Source organism: Sphingobium sp. FW305-3-2-15-F-TSA7 (assembly GCF_058787155.1).
Genome location: NZ_JBYSZM010000016.1, coordinates 108604 through 124552, shown reverse-complemented (window position 1 = coordinate 124552; position 15949 = coordinate 108604). Strand labels below are relative to the sequence as shown.

At 59.7% G+C, this 15949-nt stretch carries 23 protein-coding genes; 2 read left to right on the top strand and 21 right to left on the bottom strand.

Annotation, left to right across the window (positions count from 1 at the left end; genetic code table 11):
- Window positions 1-75: 75 nt before the first annotated feature.
- From AC3WN8_RS14765 to AC3WN8_RS14665, 21 genes are all read right to left on the bottom strand, one after another.
- Complete coding sequence (locus AC3WN8_RS14765; protein WP_492670202.1) at window positions 76-417, bottom strand: hypothetical protein; 342 nt, start codon at window positions 415-417, stop codon at window positions 76-78.
- A gap of 8 nt (window positions 418-425) precedes the next feature.
- Window positions 426-902 carry a tetratricopeptide repeat protein gene (locus AC3WN8_RS14760; RefSeq protein WP_492670201.1) on the bottom strand — a complete coding sequence of 159 codons (477 nt, stop codon included), beginning with the start codon at window positions 900-902 and terminating at the stop codon, window positions 426-428.
- 77 nt (window positions 903-979) lie between these two features.
- Window positions 980-1732 (bottom strand): sigma-70 family RNA polymerase sigma factor, encoded by a 753-nt coding sequence (locus AC3WN8_RS14755; RefSeq protein ID WP_492670200.1) that lies wholly within the window; start codon window positions 1730-1732, stop codon window positions 980-982.
- Window positions 1729-2406 (bottom strand): flagellar type III secretion system pore protein FliP, encoded by a 678-nt coding sequence (fliP, locus tag AC3WN8_RS14750; protein ID WP_492670199.1) that lies wholly within the window; start codon window positions 2404-2406, stop codon window positions 1729-1731. Before fliP ends, AC3WN8_RS14755 begins: the two co-directional genes overlap by 4 nt.
- Window positions 2407-2449: 43 nt before the next feature.
- On the bottom strand, window positions 2450-2815 hold the full coding sequence (locus AC3WN8_RS14745) for a hypothetical protein (protein ID WP_492670198.1): 366 nt from the start codon (window positions 2813-2815) through the stop codon (window positions 2450-2452).
- 42 nt (window positions 2816-2857) lie between these two features.
- On the bottom strand, window positions 2858-3142 hold the full coding sequence (locus AC3WN8_RS14740) for a FliM/FliN family flagellar motor switch protein (protein ID WP_492670197.1): 285 nt from the start codon (window positions 3140-3142) through the stop codon (window positions 2858-2860).
- Window positions 3139-3666, bottom strand: a complete 528-nt coding sequence (locus AC3WN8_RS14735; RefSeq protein WP_492670196.1) for a FliM/FliN family flagellar motor switch protein — start codon at window positions 3664-3666, stop codon at window positions 3139-3141. The genes AC3WN8_RS14740 and AC3WN8_RS14735 overlap by 4 nt, the downstream gene beginning before the upstream one ends.
- A gap of 218 nt (window positions 3667-3884) precedes the next feature.
- Complete coding sequence (locus AC3WN8_RS14730; protein ID WP_492670195.1) at window positions 3885-5060, bottom strand: flagellar hook-basal body complex protein; 1176 nt, start codon at window positions 5058-5060, stop codon at window positions 3885-3887.
- A gap of 1 nt (window position 5061) precedes the next feature.
- Window positions 5062-5511, bottom strand: a complete 450-nt coding sequence (locus tag AC3WN8_RS14725; protein WP_492670194.1) for a flagellar hook assembly protein FlgD — start codon at window positions 5509-5511, stop codon at window positions 5062-5064.
- On the bottom strand, window positions 5511-6731 hold the full coding sequence (locus AC3WN8_RS14720) for a hypothetical protein (protein WP_492670193.1): 1221 nt from the start codon (window positions 6729-6731) through the stop codon (window positions 5511-5513). Before AC3WN8_RS14720 ends, AC3WN8_RS14725 begins: the two co-directional genes overlap by 1 nt.
- Complete coding sequence (locus AC3WN8_RS14715) at window positions 6728-7174, bottom strand: hypothetical protein (protein ID WP_492670192.1); 447 nt, start codon at window positions 7172-7174, stop codon at window positions 6728-6730. The genes AC3WN8_RS14720 and AC3WN8_RS14715 overlap by 4 nt, the downstream gene beginning before the upstream one ends.
- On the bottom strand, window positions 7174-8484 hold the full coding sequence (locus AC3WN8_RS14710) for a FliI/YscN family ATPase (RefSeq protein WP_492670191.1): 1311 nt from the start codon (window positions 8482-8484) through the stop codon (window positions 7174-7176). The genes AC3WN8_RS14715 and AC3WN8_RS14710 overlap by 1 nt, the downstream gene beginning before the upstream one ends.
- The gene (locus AC3WN8_RS14705; RefSeq protein ID WP_492670190.1) at window positions 8477-9163 is read right to left on the bottom strand and encodes a hypothetical protein; all 687 of its coding nucleotides are present in this window, start codon (window positions 9161-9163) and stop codon (window positions 8477-8479) included. Before AC3WN8_RS14705 ends, AC3WN8_RS14710 begins: the two co-directional genes overlap by 8 nt.
- Window positions 9160-9513: a hypothetical protein gene (locus AC3WN8_RS14700; RefSeq protein WP_492670189.1), complete on the bottom strand. Its 354-nt coding sequence runs from the start codon at window positions 9511-9513 to the stop codon at window positions 9160-9162. The genes AC3WN8_RS14705 and AC3WN8_RS14700 overlap by 4 nt, the downstream gene beginning before the upstream one ends.
- Window positions 9503-10765, bottom strand: a complete 1263-nt coding sequence (fliF, locus tag AC3WN8_RS14695; RefSeq protein WP_492670188.1) for a flagellar basal-body MS-ring/collar protein FliF — start codon at window positions 10763-10765, stop codon at window positions 9503-9505. The genes AC3WN8_RS14700 and fliF overlap by 11 nt, the downstream gene beginning before the upstream one ends.
- A gap of 2 nt (window positions 10766-10767) precedes the next feature.
- On the bottom strand, window positions 10768-11076 hold the full coding sequence (gene fliE / locus AC3WN8_RS14690) for a flagellar hook-basal body complex protein FliE (protein WP_492670187.1): 309 nt from the start codon (window positions 11074-11076) through the stop codon (window positions 10768-10770).
- Window positions 11073-11504: a flagellar basal body rod protein FlgC gene (gene flgC, locus AC3WN8_RS14685; protein WP_492670186.1), complete on the bottom strand. Its 432-nt coding sequence runs from the start codon at window positions 11502-11504 to the stop codon at window positions 11073-11075. The genes fliE and flgC overlap by 4 nt, the downstream gene beginning before the upstream one ends.
- Window positions 11504-11848, bottom strand: coding sequence for a flagellar basal body rod protein FlgB (locus AC3WN8_RS14680; RefSeq protein ID WP_492670185.1), 345 nt, complete (start codon window positions 11846-11848; stop codon window positions 11504-11506). The genes flgC and AC3WN8_RS14680 overlap by 1 nt, the downstream gene beginning before the upstream one ends.
- A 1-nt stretch (window position 11849) precedes the next feature.
- Window positions 11850-12275, bottom strand: a complete 426-nt coding sequence (locus tag AC3WN8_RS14675; protein ID WP_492670184.1) for a hypothetical protein — start codon at window positions 12273-12275, stop codon at window positions 11850-11852.
- 3 nt (window positions 12276-12278) lie between these two features.
- A complete protein-coding gene (locus tag AC3WN8_RS14670) occupies window positions 12279-13046 on the bottom strand; it encodes a flagellar hook-basal body protein (RefSeq protein ID WP_492670183.1) in 768 nt (255 codons plus the stop codon).
- Window positions 13046-13744 carry a flagellar basal body rod C-terminal domain-containing protein gene (locus AC3WN8_RS14665; protein WP_492670182.1) on the bottom strand — a complete coding sequence of 233 codons (699 nt, stop codon included), beginning with the start codon at window positions 13742-13744 and terminating at the stop codon, window positions 13046-13048. The genes AC3WN8_RS14670 and AC3WN8_RS14665 overlap by 1 nt, the downstream gene beginning before the upstream one ends.
- 381 nt (window positions 13745-14125) lie before the next feature.
- Here AC3WN8_RS14665 and AC3WN8_RS14660 point away from each other — a divergent pair, with 381 nt between their 5' ends.
- A complete protein-coding gene (locus AC3WN8_RS14660; protein WP_492670181.1) occupies window positions 14126-14746 on the top strand; it encodes a flagellar basal body L-ring protein FlgH in 621 nt (206 codons plus the stop codon).
- The gene (gene flgI / locus AC3WN8_RS14655; protein WP_492670180.1) at window positions 14746-15861 is read left to right on the top strand and encodes a flagellar basal body P-ring protein FlgI; all 1116 of its coding nucleotides are present in this window, start codon (window positions 14746-14748) and stop codon (window positions 15859-15861) included. Before AC3WN8_RS14660 ends, flgI begins: the two co-directional genes overlap by 1 nt.
- Window positions 15862-15949 lie beyond the last annotated feature (88 nt).

Here is a 15949-nt window from a genome sequence, read left to right as displayed (position 1 = left end):
TGGTCCTATCATCCCGATTTGACTCTTGAGAACCACGCTCACGTTCTGGAGCGGGGAGGGAGCGGGTCGCTGGTCCTATTCCAGATCGAACAACGCCCGTGACAGCAGATCGCGGCCCATCTCATTGCTCTCCATGATGCGCAAAACCTGATCTGCGATCGAATTGAATTCCAGGCTCGATACCAGTTCTGCGCCAAGCGCGTTTGAAAGCAGCGTACGAACGAGGGCGCGCCGCAGATCCTCGTCGCTGATCCCACCCTGCTGCGTCATCCGGCGCAGCGGCGCAAGGGCGTCCGGTCTGTCGGATTTCTGCGCCTTGCCGAGATCGGCTGGCTTGCTGCCGGTGCGTTCCTGAAGCCGTTTCAGGCGATCCTGGAGCAACAGGATCGCCTGATCGACCCGATTTATCGAAGCCATTGCAATATCTACCGCGGCTTGCTGCCGAGAAGGAACGATGTGGCGGAGACCACGTCGCTCTCCTCTGGTGCGGTTTCTGCGCTTGACGACAGGATCTCCGCGCACTTTGCGACAATGAGTTCCATGTCGCGATTAAGCGGCAGATTTTCAGTGTTGGCGGCAATGCCGGCGTTGAGTTCGGCGGCGCATTCCTCGAACCGGTCGGCGATCAGATGTTCGAGTCCGACAACGAACCGGCACAGGAAATGCTGGATCGGCAGATCCTTCAACGGCGCCCAGGTTGCGATGGCGCGGTCCGCCTCGCCGGATGTCAGTTCAAAAAAGCCGAGCTGGAATCGGGCAATCTCGAAATCCGGCGCAATCGCGATTGCCTGCGACATCGCACGATGCGCCTCGAAATGTTGCTTGAGCTCCACAAGCAAGGAGCCTCTTAGAAAATGCAACCGCGCATCCGCCGGATAATCCTCCAGAAGCTGATCGATCATATCGACCGCGCGGCTGGAATCGGTTTGTGCAACCATGATGATATTCTGGAGCGCATCTTCCGCACAGAATGGATCTGTCATTGCACGAACCTCATCGTTTTTCGTAGTTTTCCAAGCGCACTTTTGTGTATTTGAGACACTCTTCCACGCGATAGGCCGAGCATAGTCGCTATCTGCGAGAAAAGCAGGTCATTCTGATAATGTTGCCGAACGACGGTGCGTTCCAGGTCCGACAAGGACTCGACGCGCTGATGCAGCAGGATCTTCGTTTGCCGCCAGGCGAGAGTGTCGAAACCGCTGTCCGGCCTGCCGCTGTAGGGCGCCGGAGCGTTGCTCTCCTCCGTCGCGAGGATGAGCCCAAGCGCCAGCTCGGCGATCAAGTCCGTCAGCTGTCCTATCGCATTTTCCTGACCAGTCTTGATATCGTCGCCAATGAGCGAATTGAGCCTTTCGCGCTCGGCCCTACGGCGGAACCGATATTGCGCGCCCTGTTCGTCGAGGCGGCCGAGGCTATCGACGATGCTCCCCGCGATCCGGGCCGTTGCGAATGTGAGGAACGACTTGCCTCTGGCGGGATCGTAACGGTCGATGGCTTCGAGCAGACCGCCATAGGCGCATTGTTCCAGATCGGCGACGATATCGGTCCCCATATTGCTGCGGCGTGCGTGGCGTCTCGCCAGGGAGCGGGCAAAGCGGCGGTATCGCTCGAACAGGCTTTCGCGAAGCTGGGGGTGTCCTGACGATTTGAAGCGCCTCCAAAGCGACGCCTCGACCCGGTCCGGACGCACCAGAATTTCCATGCCGGTTGGGAGCCGCCGCTGCCGCGTCACCGGAAACTTCCCAGGACCCCCAAGATGATCAGGGACCAGCCATCGACCAGCACGAACATGAGCAGTTTGATGGGCAGCGAGATTGTGGTGGGCGGTACCATCATCATGCCCAGGGAGAGCAGGATCGCCGAAACCACGAGGTCGATGAGCAGGAAAGGCAACAGGATCACGAAGCCGATCGTGAATGCGACGCGCAGTTCATTGATGATGAAGGCGGGGACAAGCTTCGCCAGTTCCACCTGATCGGGCGTGGACGGCAACGGTGTGCGGGACGCTCGATAGATTGTCGCCAGATCCTCATCGCGCGTTTGAGCGAGCATGAAACGGCGCAGAGGTGCGGTACCCTTGTCCATCGCCGCCTCCAGCGTGACCCGCCCGGCCAGATAGGGCTGCAATGCCTGTTTATGCATTTCCTCGGCGACCGGCTTCATGCTGAACATGGTGAGGAACAGCGCCAGGCTCACGAGAACGGAGTTGGGTGGCGTCTCCGGCATGCCGAAGGCGTGTCGAACCATGGACAAGACAATGACGATGCGCGTGAAGCTCGTCATGGCGATGATGAGCGTCGGCAAGACCGCGAGAAGGGTCAGGACGACGGCGGTCCGGACAATGTCGCTCGAGCCGATGCCGGCCAACGGGCTCGCAAGCGCCGCTTCAGGCGTGAAAGCAAGCATCAGAGCGGGAACCGCGCATAATGATGGCAGGCGTCGACCCATTTCAGTCGACCTCGCCCTGCGAATCCACGCCGGTGCCTTCGCGGCGCGAAAGAATCTCGATCCCGGATTGCCCGTAAAAAAGGAGATATTCGACCCCGTCACAATCGACGAGAGCGAGTTCAGCCTGTGGCGAGATCCTCAGCACCTCAACGGCGGCAAGACGCCGACCCTGCTTAAGCCCGCTCAGAAAACCGGGCATGCTCCGTCCCCGGCCATGCGCCATGCGGTTCCGGATCAATATTATGATCGCAAATGCGGCAGCGACGCACACGGCAAGGGCAGCAACCACGCGAATAATCGAGACATCCGCTGCTTCACCGCCTGCCAGCCGCTGTGCATAGGCAATGCCCGGCAACATGCCGAGCATGCTACCGACCGCCAGAATCCCTCTCTTCGCTCGCATCCGAAGCTATTCCTGCGCGATGGCCTGGATCCGGATCGCGAAATTATCGCCCATCGACACGAGTTCGCCATAGGCGATCGTCTTTCCGTTGAGGCGAAGCGAGACCGGATCGCCAAGCAGGTTTTCGAGCGGGAGCACGTCTCCAGGCTTCAGATTGGAGAGTTCGCCGACCTTTACATTGGCTGCGCCCAAAATGGCTTCGACCCTGACCGGCAGGCCATCAATGGCGGTCCGCACCACATCGCGCGCGGATGCGGCCGTCTGGTCGAGGAATTTTTCAGCGATCGTCATAAATATATATCCGGAGTCTCCGTGATGCGCAGATGGTGGGCTCCGCCCTTTGCGCTGATTTCCGCCTTGCCGAGCCGGGCGATTGCTCCATGCAGGGTCAAGGGAAGCGAATCGTTCAACCGTGCGTCCAGGACGATCAGATCGCCCACCGCGAGATCATCCAGTTGGCCCGCTGACAGCAATGCGCCGCCGAGGTGGCAACCCAGATCGATCTCGACATCGGCAAGAGCGGCGCCAAGCGTTGCAAGTTCGGGCGCTGCGTGGCGCCCTGCACGATGCCTTCGCAAACCGACAGCCGCTTCGGGCGTGAGCATCACCTCGATGGCCCAGCCATTCTCCGGGCAAGCGAGGTGGTAGGTACGGCTGCCACCGACTGTCGAGGGAGCGGTGCATTCGGCAGCGGATATGTCGCTCCCGAGAGCCCGGCATATAGTCTCTGCCAGCGCCGAAAGCGAGGCGACTGCCACTGCTTCAAGGATCTGGCGATCCCTTCCCTGTGAGCTATCGCCTTCACCGCCCAGCACGGATCTTCCAAGCGCAACACGATCCTGCTCCGAAGCGCCGATTGCGAACGTCCGACCACCCCACCACCGGAACTTCCTGCCCTCGCAAGCCACTTCCTCGACGTCAGGGAGAGTCGGTTCGACAATCCATTCGTTCAGCCAACGCCGAGCCAGATCCCTCAATAGGTCCGGGATTTCTCCGGGCTGTTCAGGCGGAAGCCAGGCGGTGGGCCCAAATGTCATCCCTGCCCGCGAATGCCGAAGAGTTGCTGGATCATATCGTTTGCGACGCTGACGATCTGGGAACTGGCCTGGAATCCCCGCTGAATGAGGATGAGCTCGCCGAATTCCTGAGAAAGATCGACGTTCGAAGCCTCGAGCCGCCGAGAGACCACCGAGCCGACACGTGGATCGCTACTGGAAAGCAGCTGCACTTCGGTGCTGCCGTCGAAGGTGAAGAGGCCGCCGGCCTCCTGCCTCAGCGCCTGAGGGTCGCGGAAGGTCGCCAGAGCAACCGCGCCGAAAGAGGCCTTTTGATCGTTCGAATAGGCGAGTTCCAACTCACCCTTCTCATTCACGGCAATCGAGGTGAGTGTGCCGGTGCCTTGTCCATCCACCGAGGATGCCCGCAGGGAGGAGACTGTGCCTGAGGAATAGGAGCTGACCTTGCCACTAAAATCAAACTCGATCGACAGACCGTTATCGGCGTCCGCGAAAAGAAGCTTGTTGGTCGCGCTTGTCGGTGAGCTGCCGCTGAAGCTGAGCACCTTTTCGCCGATAACCCTGTCCTTCTCGTCGGTAACCTTCACCTTCCAGTCGGTCGAGGTTTCCTCACGGCTGAACGCGATCTTCCAGACATGCTCCTCGCCGGTTTCGCTATAGACTTTGACATTGTTGATGCTGTGGCTGGTTGCGGTGGACGAGAGATTGTCGGCGAACGCGATCTTCGTGGTCTTTTTGGGTGTGCTGGTTCGCGCATCGTCGATCGAAAGCGTGACCGCCCGTCCCGAGGCATCGAGCGTGGCGAGGCGCCATTCGGTTCCCTGGAGAGTGACATAGCCGTCCTCATTGACCTCGAAACTGCCGGTCCGCGCGTAACGGACCTCATTGCCTCTCATCAGGAGCAGGAATCCGGAGCCATCGACCGCAAGATCGAGATCGCGAGTGGTCTGTCGCAACTGACCGGGCGTGAAATCCAGCATGGATTGGCCGAGAGCCACGCCGCCGCTTTGATTGTCGGATACGCTGGAATAACCAATCCCTCCGGACTCACGTGACGATTGCAGGTTTGAAAAGGTGACCACCGACGACCGGAAGCCTTGGGAATTCAGATTGGCAACGTTGTTGCTGACTTGCTGAAGTCCTTTTGAATAGGCCTGCAGGCCGCTCAGTCCGACATAAATTGATCCAAGCATGTCAATTTCCTTCCCTGATCTGAACAACTGAAGTGAGCGATAGATCGTTGATGGTGAGACCTTGTGTGGTCTCCACGGTGAGTTTCGTTTCACCATCCCGAAATGTGATGGCTTTTACTTTCCCGGTAAGCGTGGTCGATCCCGCGTCGATGTCGACCCGACGTCCTAGAAGCGATGTTGCCTGCAAGGTTGCTTGGGCGCGAACGAGCAGGTCCAGGCTGTCATTGGTTTTCTGGCCCTGCTGAATCTGCGAAAATTGCGCGAGCTGCGAGACGAACTGGTAATTGTCCATCGGCTTGAGCGGATCCTGATAGGTCAGCTGCGTGAGCACGATCTTGAGCAGGGCTTCAAAGCTCAGGCCGAAAGCATCCGTCACCGATTTCGTCGTTGAGTCGGGCGTTGCCGCTGCCGGTGTCACGGCTTGCCCCGCCATGAGAGGCATTATGCTCATCACTGATTCCTCCGCGAGCCGTGAGCCTGATTTCCGTTCATGATGACGGTCTTGAGATCGAAACCCTCCGAGGAGAGCATCTTCGTCGCCATACGCTCGAACTCCGCCGGATCGTCGCCGCTCTGGTTCGATGCCATTCGGACGGTAAGCTTCACGCCTTCGCCCACGGCATGAAGCGTGACGCAGACGGGAAGAAGAGATGCGACGAATTCGGTGCGCTGCGTGTGTGCGTTCGTGTTTCGGCGGGACTCTGCATTGACCGGATCGGCGGGCGCAGCCTCCAGAGCTCCCGCACCCTTCGGAACAGGCATCAGCAATTGGTTGAGCGGCAGTCTTTGAACCGACGGTGCGTCGTCGACGGTAGACGTTGTTGCTCTGCTGCCTGCTGTCCATGGAGTGACAATCGGCATGTGACGGCTTGAGGGCCAAAGTGGCCCTGGCAGCCCGGCCGGCACTTCAAGACCTTCCGCGGACGATATCGCGCGCGGCGTCTCCTGAAGAGGACGGGCCGGTAACCGTGCGAACGGAAGCTCTTCCGACCCGCGAAAAGCGCCCGAAACTGCGACAGTCGAAAGCGTGACCAGGCCTGCCACATCATCCGCGGGCAATTCGAAGATGCCTGCCGCGACAAATGCGATGGCTAGCGGAGCGGCCTTGCGGTCCGCCACCTCGCGCACGTCTGCATTCGATGTCGCTTGGTCGATCGAGGCGGCCAGCGCGAATGTTTTCGGAAGATGCCCGGAAGCCACGTTTGGGGCGCTGGCCGGGGGTGACCAACGCTTTTGGGCATCGACGACGAGCGGTGCTCGGACTCGCCGGTCAGCATGGATAGGCCAAATCTCCGACTGATCGGCCGGCGCAAGGCGAGGCCTCTCATTGTCCGATGTCGAGGCTGGCTCCCACTGCGCGTCAACGGGTCGGATCGGCGAAAACGAGCAATGGGAAGCCGCGTTGTCGGCCATTGTCATGTTTTCGCGAAGACGCTGTGCGGTGTTCAACATATCTGTCGGCGTGCGAGCAACTGTCGCGACCGACTTGCCCGGAGAGGTGTCAATGGTCGAGCCGAACCATGAGGCTTCGCTGTTGCCGGGGGCTATCGATCGTTCAGCAAGGAGTTGCGCAAAGCCATTATCCGCTTCGGGCGAGAGCGGGGTTTCTGCGAGCGCGGCTTGGCCGGGCGGGAGAAATGGCAGTGCGGAGAGTGCGATCTGGAGAGTCATCTCGATCGTCTCCGCAGATAGCTGTCGGCCAGTTCGAGCGCGTGCGCCTCCGCGTTGCGTTTGTCGATGTCGCGCTTCACACGTTCGCCGATCCGCCTGCTTGTTTCGAGTTCGGCATGGCGTTGGGCCAGCGTGGATACCGCCGTGTCCCGGTTGCGCTGGGCGATGGTTTCATTGAGCCTTGCCGAGCGGAGCGCTGCTTCTCGATCGACCAGCCACCGGCCCGATAGAGACGCCATCCCCGGATCCAGAGACCGGGATTGCAGCACCGTCAGCCAGTTTTCCGCAGCGACGTCACGCTCGTCACATGCCTCGACCTGCTGACGTAGCGCGTCTGTCCAGAGCGTATCGGCGTGATGAAATGCTTGCGTAGCGATGTCGACCTGCACTGTTCGCAGCGCGGTGATGTCGTGCAGTGCTTCGAGGCTGCCTCGAGTTCGCATCAGCCAGCCCCTCCGGACAAGCTCAACAAGCGCTCCAGAGTTCCGGTCGACGGCTCGCCGCGGCGATCGGATTGGCGGAGGAACTCCGCGATCGGCCCTCTGGCCGAGATTGCGGCATCGATGGCCTGGTCGGAGCCGTGCTTGTACATGCCGCTTTCCACAAGGACCCGTGCTTCCTCATAGCGGGCCAGCCTGGCGCGAACGACGCGGGCAGCCGCGACATGCCGGTCATCGACAAGCCGGTCGAACAGCCGGCTAATGCTCCGGTTGATGTCGATCGCCGGGAAGTGTCCTGCTTCGGCGAGCTTTCGCGACAATATTATATGCCCATCCAGCAGAGATTTCATGACCTCGACGATCGGATCGTCGACATCGTCTCCTTCGCTTAGCACCGTGAACAGGCCGGTGATGGAGCCGCCCGATCGAACGGCGCCGCATCGTTCCACAATCCGCGGAAGTTCTCGCAGGACATTCGGTGTATAGGCGCGCAGCATTGGCGGTTCGCCCGCGATCAGTCCGATCTCGCGCAAGGCCATCGCGTAGCGCGTGACCGAGTCGACGACCAGCAGCACGTCTTCCTTCCTGTCGCGCCAGAACTCGGCCATGGCGAGCGCCTGTTCGAGGCAGAGCACTCGCATGGGCGCGCTCTCGTCGGAAGTGGCGGCGACAACGCTGGTGTTGCTGAGCTTGTCCGAAGCCTTTATCTCCGACCAGAGTGCCTCGACCTCGCGGCCGCGCTCGCCGATCTGGCAAATAATGATCCGCTGGCAATCAACCTGCCGGACGATCTGCTCGATGAGCCGGGTCTTGCCTACGCCGCTTGCCGCGAAGACACCGATTCGCTGCCCATGACCAATGGTCAACAGTCCATCGATCGCGCGAATGCCTGTTGCGAATGGTCGGGTCGGCGCGATCCGATCGAGAACACCGGTCATCCCGATGTCGCGTCGTTCGAGAAGCAATGGTTCGCCGCCGTCAATTGGGCGTCCCAGCGCATCAATTGCGCGACCCGTCAGAGCATCGCCGACGGGGCTCGTTCCTCGATCGGAAAGAAGCCTTACCCGGTCGCCAATATGGGCTCGGGCAACGGACTGAAATGGGACCAACTTGATGGTGTCTGAGGCGACCGAGGCGACTTGCGCACGAAACAGGACCGCTCCGTTCCTTGACGAGATGATCTCGCAATGGGCGCCGATCGGTGCGTCCGGACCATTGGCTTCAATCTCGCCCGGAGACAGGCGTTGGATTGTCCCGGTTGCTGGAAACAGCTCGAGCGCCTGGACGCGATCGATGAGGGCGAGGCTAGTCATCGTCGCGCTCCACATCTTCGAGCACGGCCATGATCGCTGCCGCACCCTGGGAGGGATCGATCACGATTTCGCCGAGCTTGAGCGCGATGCGAGCGGTGCCGGGGGAAACCGACTTGTCGAGTTTGAGCGCAACATCGGTTCTTCCAGCCGCCGCGAGTGCCTTCTCGACCGCTTCACCAATGTCCGGTGCAACATGCAGCGTGATCGCGGCATCGGCCGCGATCGCGTTGAGGCGCCGCATCACGATCTGGGCAAGCCAATCCTCGTCCTGTTGCCGTAGCTCGACAAGCTTGCCAAACCCGGCCGCAGCCAGTTTCGCCGCCGCTGGACCGCATGATCCGGAGAGGAATGAATCGAATTGGTGAACCGCGGCTGAGAGGGCTCGATCGAGCGAGTCGAGCAGTCGTGCATCGTCGCGCATATGGCGGCTCGCTGCTTCTTCAAGCGCATTACGATATGCGTTTTCGATTTCGGCGGCGTGTTCGGCCCGCGTCTCCTCCATATGTCGTTGAAGTTCCGCGTGTTCCGCCTTGAGCTTCGCGAGCTCCAGTTCTTGCCGAGTTGGTGGCGTCGGTTCGACAACCACCTCGGCCGGCGGCGCTTCCTCGATCGTGGCAGCCAATCGCAATGTGGCGAGACGCGCCACATCGCTGCTTTTCTTGTAGAGCATGCCTGTCACGGTCGATGCCCTCGAACGCCGAAGCCATGTTTCGATTTTGGCGAGGCAACCGCGACGTCGGTAATGACTTCATCGGCGGACGAGGCGCGCGCCGGCACCCTAGCTGCAGCCGTCAACGCTTCAACGGCCCGCGGCGTCAACTGTGGTGAAGGAACGCGTGAATGACAGGACGCGATCAGTTCTCGCAACGCGGGCGATGCTGGCTCGCCGCGGTTTGCCATCAAAAGAGCCTGCAGTTCGTCACGTGCGGGCGTACCCAGCATGTCCACGACCAGGTCACGGTCGGCGGGGTGTAATTCCGAGAAGCGGCGTAACATCGCGGCGAGTGCCGGATCGACACTATCCACCATGATGCGCCTCCGCCGAGCCAACCAGGCGATTCCGTAATTGATCGGCAAAGCTCTCGAGCTCGTCGTCCTTCGCGCGACCTCGCCGGCGCCGTTCGACAATCGCCACCGCTGTTACGAAGATGGCGATCAACCCGCCGCCGATTGCGAGCAGCCAGGGCATAGCCAGAATGCCCGGTGTACGTTCAGGCGCGGCACTTGCCGTCTTGGCAACGACTCGGTCGCTGCCGGTGGTCGGGCTTGGATTGAGTGGTGGTTGTATTGGCTCGCCGACGAGGAAGATCAGCGAGTCGCCATAAGCGGCATCCATTTCGGCAGCCGATTTGATGACACTGATGAGTTCGAGCCGAACCTGCTCGTCGAGTTGCGTTGGTGTCGTCACCCGAACGTTGATCACATAGTCAGGTTCGCCCCTCGGCGAGATGGCGGGGGATGCCGTCTCGTTCGCTCCAGGAGAAGCGGACGATTCACGCAACTTCAGACTGATGTTCACAGAGAAGCGGAGCCAGGGCTGGCTTGCCTTGATGGCGGCAGTCACCCGCTGTCTGTAATTTTCCAGAATTGCGTCGCTGGAGCCGGGCAGTCCTGCTTGGTCGATCGTGCCGGTGCTGACGATCTTCCCGGTTCCATCAAGAACTGCGACTGCCTCTGGCACCATTTCTGGCACGGCCCCCGCAACAAGGCGCTGGATTCCGCTCACCCGGCTCTCGGTCAGAATAGCCCCAGGAGCAAGGATAAGGGTGACTGACGCCTTTGGCGGCGATTGCTCACCCCGGAATAGCCGGTTCTCCGCAAGCCCCAGATGGACCCGAACCGAGCGAATTCCATCCAGAAGCAAGATCGTCCGGGCAAGCTCTCCCTGGAGAGCCCGCTGGAAATTGATCTTCTGGGCAAACTCGGTCAGGCCCATATCCGATTGGTTGAACAGCTCGAAGCCGACTTGGCCCCGTATCGGCAATTCTGAACCAATCAATTCGAGCCGGGCTTTGTCGGCTTGACCATTTTCGATAAGGATTGTCGTTCCGCCATCCGCCAGGCGATAGGGAATCTTCTTGGCGTCGAGGACCTTGACCACCTCGGCCGCTTCTTCCGGCGGAACGTCCGTCAATACCGGCACATAATCGCTGCGGATGAAGAACCAATAGCCGGCGATCAGCAGGAGTATGACCAAAGCGCCCAGAAACCAGAACGTCCGGGGCGCGGAAATTTCGGCACGCGGAGACGGCCTCTCCCCTGGCTGGACTTTGCCATCCACGTTTAAACCTGCATGCTCATGAAGTCGCGATAGGCTTCAACGAGCCGGGTACGGACTTCCATTGCAAGATCCACGGACAGCCGCGCTTGCTCCAGCGCCAGCGTCACTTGATGGAGCGGGATCGGGGCTCCCATGGCGAAAGATTGAACGAGCGCGTCGGCTTTCCCGATCTTTGCATCGACGTCCTGCAAACCGCGCGCCAGGAGATCTCCGAACCCGCTCGCTCCCGCAACCGATGCGGAAGGCAAGGTCGAGCCTGTGAGGCTGGTCGCCGATGATGTGATCGCCGCGAGAGGCTCAATCCCTGTCATCGCTTCCCGAGCTCCAGTGCGCGCATGTTCATCTGCTGGGCGAGAGAGATAAGTGTCAGATTGCTTTCGTAGATTCGTGCCGTCTTGCTCAGCAGCGTCATCTCGCCGGCCAGGTCGACGCCCGGATAGGCGACGAAGCCATCCTCCCCGGCATCGGGATGTCCGGGATCATATATCCTTCGGACATTGGCGTTGTCCGCCTCGATCGAAATCACGCGCACTCCTTGGGGCGCAGCAACGGGCTGGCCCGCGGCGATCATCTGCGAAAATTCACCCGCGGGGCCGGAGATAACCCGGAGCGGCCGGTAGACGCCACCGCCGGCAATTCGGGACGTATTCTGATTGGCGAGATTTTGGGCGATGATCTGAAGCCGCTGCCATTCGACATCGAGCGCGCTTCGACCAATTCCGATCGCATCGATCGGCATCACCTGCCTCCGGTAAGGGCTTGATGAATAGCCATGCGTCGCCCGATCAGGTCGACAAGCGAGATATATTTCGATGCCGTGGCCGCGGCATCAGCGATCTGGAGGTCGATCCTCCGATCATCGCCCACACCAAAGGTCTTGTCGGCGACAAACTCAAAGGCCAGGGATTTGACCGCTTCCGGACCCTGGTCGGCCGCGCGACTGAGCGCGCCTTCAAAATCCACCTTTACCGGCTGGAACCTTGGTGAATTGACGTTGGCCAGGTTCTGGGCGATCGCTGTCATGCGCATTGAAAGGCCGTCTAGGGCCTTGGCCGCGATCATGATTGGAAGCACTTGCGTCATTTCAATCCTCTGCCTTGGCGATTGAGGGCGCAGCGAAAACCCGACCATCTGAATCGACCACGAAGAAGCGGCGACCATCGAGTGCGGATTGCAGGGCGGTCACCTCGCGTGACACGGTGGCAGCACCTATTCGGGCTGTTATCCGGAGCTTGTCCCCCGGCAACACTTTCGGCCGGAGCGGGAGCCAGACGTTTCCAATGGGCTCGCCTTGCGTCAACGACAGGCGAGCGCGCACCACCCCAAGGCGATGGTCATATGCCACTTTGCCGATCTCCGCCGTATCGGAGCAGGCGACTGGTTGCGTGTTTTCCGTATCGAGAACTGCGCCTGCCGGCACCGTCACGCTCATGGCCCGGCAGATCCGATCATCTGGGATACCGGCAGGAGTGGCGGCTGCCATGACATGAAGCAGGATGGCTATGCTCATCGCTCAGCTACGCAGATTATTAGCGATGCTGTAGAGTTCATCCGCAGCTTTGAGCATTTGCGCGCTGGCCGAATAGGCGCGCTGTGTCACGATCAGGTTGACCATTTCCCTGTTGAGATCAACGTTCGACTGTTCAAGCGAGGCTTGTACGAGATAGCCCAGTCCGTCCTCGCCGGCGGATCCCTCGGTGACGATGGTTTCATCCTGAACGGAATAGACACCGCCGGCCAGTCGCTCGATCAATGTAGGGTCGCTGATCTTGACCAGGTTTATGGTACCCAGCTCGATTTCATCCGTCGTGCTACCGACTGTTGCCATCACCTTTCCGGCCCGATCGATACGCAGGGCGACGGCATCTTCAGGGACGGAGATGTTGGCCTTGAGAGGAAATCCTGCCGCGGTCGCTAATATGCCGTCCTCGAGAACCTTCAGCTTGCCGCCACGCCAGAGCAATGTCTGCCCGGCCGGACCCATGAGTTCCATGAAGCCCGTACCATCAATGGCAATGTCGAGCTGATCGCCAGTCGACTGCAATTTTCCCTGCGCATCAATCAATGGGCTGAGCCGCAACTCGACGCCCGATACGGGATCGATCCGTGATGAGCGCGTGTCGGTCGATTGTGTCGCCACCGCGCTGATGAGCTCTGAGAAGCGCAGCTCCGACCCCTTGAATGCCGGGGTATTCATATTCGATACGTTATTCGCGATCGCGTCCAGCGCGCGCTGTTGTGTGCGCATCCCGATTGCAGCAATTTCCAGCGCACCGCTCATTATCTCAGATCTCCGAGTTTGCTCGTCGCGCTGCCAAGAAGCTCATCGGCGACCTTGAAAATTCGTGCTCCAGTCTCAGCCATGCGTGAGGCCTGGGTGAGGTTGGTCATCTCTGTTGAAAGATCGACATCCGAAGGAATGATCATGCCCTGGCGGACGATCGCATCATCGGATGGGGATGGCACGCTATCGGCGCTCAGCCCATTCCGGCCCCTGATATCCGCCGCTTCGTTGGAATTGATGGCGAACAGGCCCACGCGTCCCTCGGGCTGCCCGCCAACCAGGATGGTCCCATCTTGGAGGATCTGCGGATTGCCTGTCGAAACGACGAGATCCCCGCCACCGGCCGCTTGCAGAACACGGCCGTGGTCATCGACCAACTGCTTGTTGGCATCCAGATGCAATTGCGCCGACGAGACGGGGATGAGCCGATCTCCCTGCCTCAGCAGAAAGAATGCGTTTCCTGCAACGGCAACATCCAAAGGTCGGTCAGTTACTCTCATGACCGGAGAGTTGATTGGATTGGCAGCCGAAGAAATGGCTTCTGGAATACCGGATCTGCTGTCAACGACCTGCTGGAATACGCGAATGCTCCGGAAGCCAGGCGTATTGATGTTGGTCACATTGTTGGCGATTTGCTCGATTCGGTGCTGCGCGGATTGAATTGTAGCAATGGCCAGTTCAGACACCCCAGCCATTTTTACACCCCGTACGCCCCGTTCCTTGGGCGGTCATGGACAGGCTCACCGAACCGCGCAATTGCAACTTGATCCAAAATGGAGGGAGCCTCGAATGGGGGCCGATCGGGCTTGGCTCTTGCGGCTCGATGATGGGAAGCGAATTCTGGTTCATATGGGCTCGTGCCGCGAGGCCGGAGGAATATTATGAATGCGGCATATCTATACTATTGATTATACTTGAAAATCTCCTTCTCCGGCATTCGATGTGGTCAAGTTTCTAAGTAATCGTTTCGTATCTATAATGGTCCAAATTGGACTGTAATTTGATCCAGAATGGATGCTTCTTCAGATGAGCTTACGCCCGTCTCGAATTAGATGAGGAGTGCGAGGGGGACCGAGATGTCGTTCATATTTGCTGCCCCAACGGCAGCGTCAAGTTATCGCGCCGTTTTCACGCGCGCTATATTTATCATTTCGTTAATGACATTCTCGATCCCGGCGCTGGCCGACGATCTATATAAAAACGGTTTGACACAGTCGCTCGGTGCGGATCGCCGAGCCACCGCCGTCGGTGACCTGTTAACCGTCGTGATTGTGCAGGCGGCTGAATCAAGTTCGACGATGCTCAATGGCTCGCGGAAAAGCTCGGCATTGAACGGCCATATCGGCGCGGGCTCGATCGACGAACGGGCGGACTTGTCGTTCGGCGGGAGCTATGATGGCCGCGGCGAAGTGCGCCGGTCGGAAAAATTTGTCACGCAAATGAGCGCTGCCATTGTTCAGGTGCTACCGAATGGCGACTTCCTCATCGACGGCAGCCAGCGCATGAAAATCAATGGCGAGGAAACGCTTGTCGAAGTGCGCGGTCGCATTCGCGCCGCTGACATCGATGGTGAGGATCGGGTTGCGTCAAACAGGATCGCGGACGCGCAGATCAATTACAACGGCAAGGGTTTTGTCTCGCGGAGCGCGAAACCTGGCGTGATCCAGCGTCTCTTCAGTTTTCTCGGATTGAGCTGATGCGTCATCTTTTGTCGCTTCTCGTGCTCGGCCTTTCCCTGTTTGGGTTCGCACCCGCGAACGCTCAGGAAGTGCCGCTTCACGCACTGGGTCGATTCGATGGCTGGCGAGAGAATGCCTTGGTCGGATATGGCTTGGTCACCGGCTTGGCGGGTTCCGGCGATACCCGCAGCAATGCGGTGACCAGGCAGGCCCTCCGCAATGTGCTCTCTCGCCTCGGAACAAGCGTTACCGACGAAGATATCAGCAGTCGGAACGTTGCTGTCGTGATTGTCACGGCCACTCTGCCGGCCTCCGCCAACATCGGCGACAAGATCGATGCGACTGTCTCGTCCATAGGAGACGCCCGAAGCCTTGTCGGCGGCACTCTGCTTCTGACTGCTTTGGAAGGACCGGATCGACAGGTCTATAGCCTCGCGCAGGGCTCCCTGGTCGTCGGCGGCTATCAATTCGACGCGCAGCTTAACATGATGCAACGCAATCATCCCACCACTGGCAGGATTGTGGAAGGGGCGTCGATTGAGCGCTCGGTCGATGCGGACATTGTTCACGGCAATGGCGAAATTTCATTTCTCCTGGCCGAACCCGACTTTGCCACCGCTCAGAACATCGCTCAGCTCGTCGAGGGACTTTACGGTCCTGGGGCCGCATGGGTTCAGAACGCGGATCGCGTGCAAATTCGGGCTCCAGCCAATCGGCGCGAATTGGCCGCCTATGTCGCGGCAATCGAGAAGCTGCACGTGCGTCCCCCGCGGCAGTACCGGGTGGTCGTGAACGAGCGCACGGGAACGGTCGTTGCTGGCGCGGATGTCGCCATTTCCCCAGTGGCGATCGCGCAGGGTGATATCAGGGTTAAGGTGGAGACGCGAAACGAAGGGTCCCAGCCTTCGTATATCTCAGGATTTGCAACGGATGTTTCGAGCCTGGTTATTTCCAACACCAAGCTCGATGTTGAAGAGGGGCGTAACGATGCGACGATCCGGCTTGGTTCAACAACGATCGGCGATCTCGTCCAGGGGCTGACAACGCTCCGCGTCGACACACGACGGATTATCAGCGTTCTGCAAGCCTTGAAGGCTGCTGGAGCGCTTCATGCGGATCTCATCGTGCAATAACCAGAGTGATTTCGAGGCAGGTGGAATCATCTGCAGGCTCGGAAATCACGGCCAACAAGGGAATTCGGAGTCGCCCGGTGCAATATGA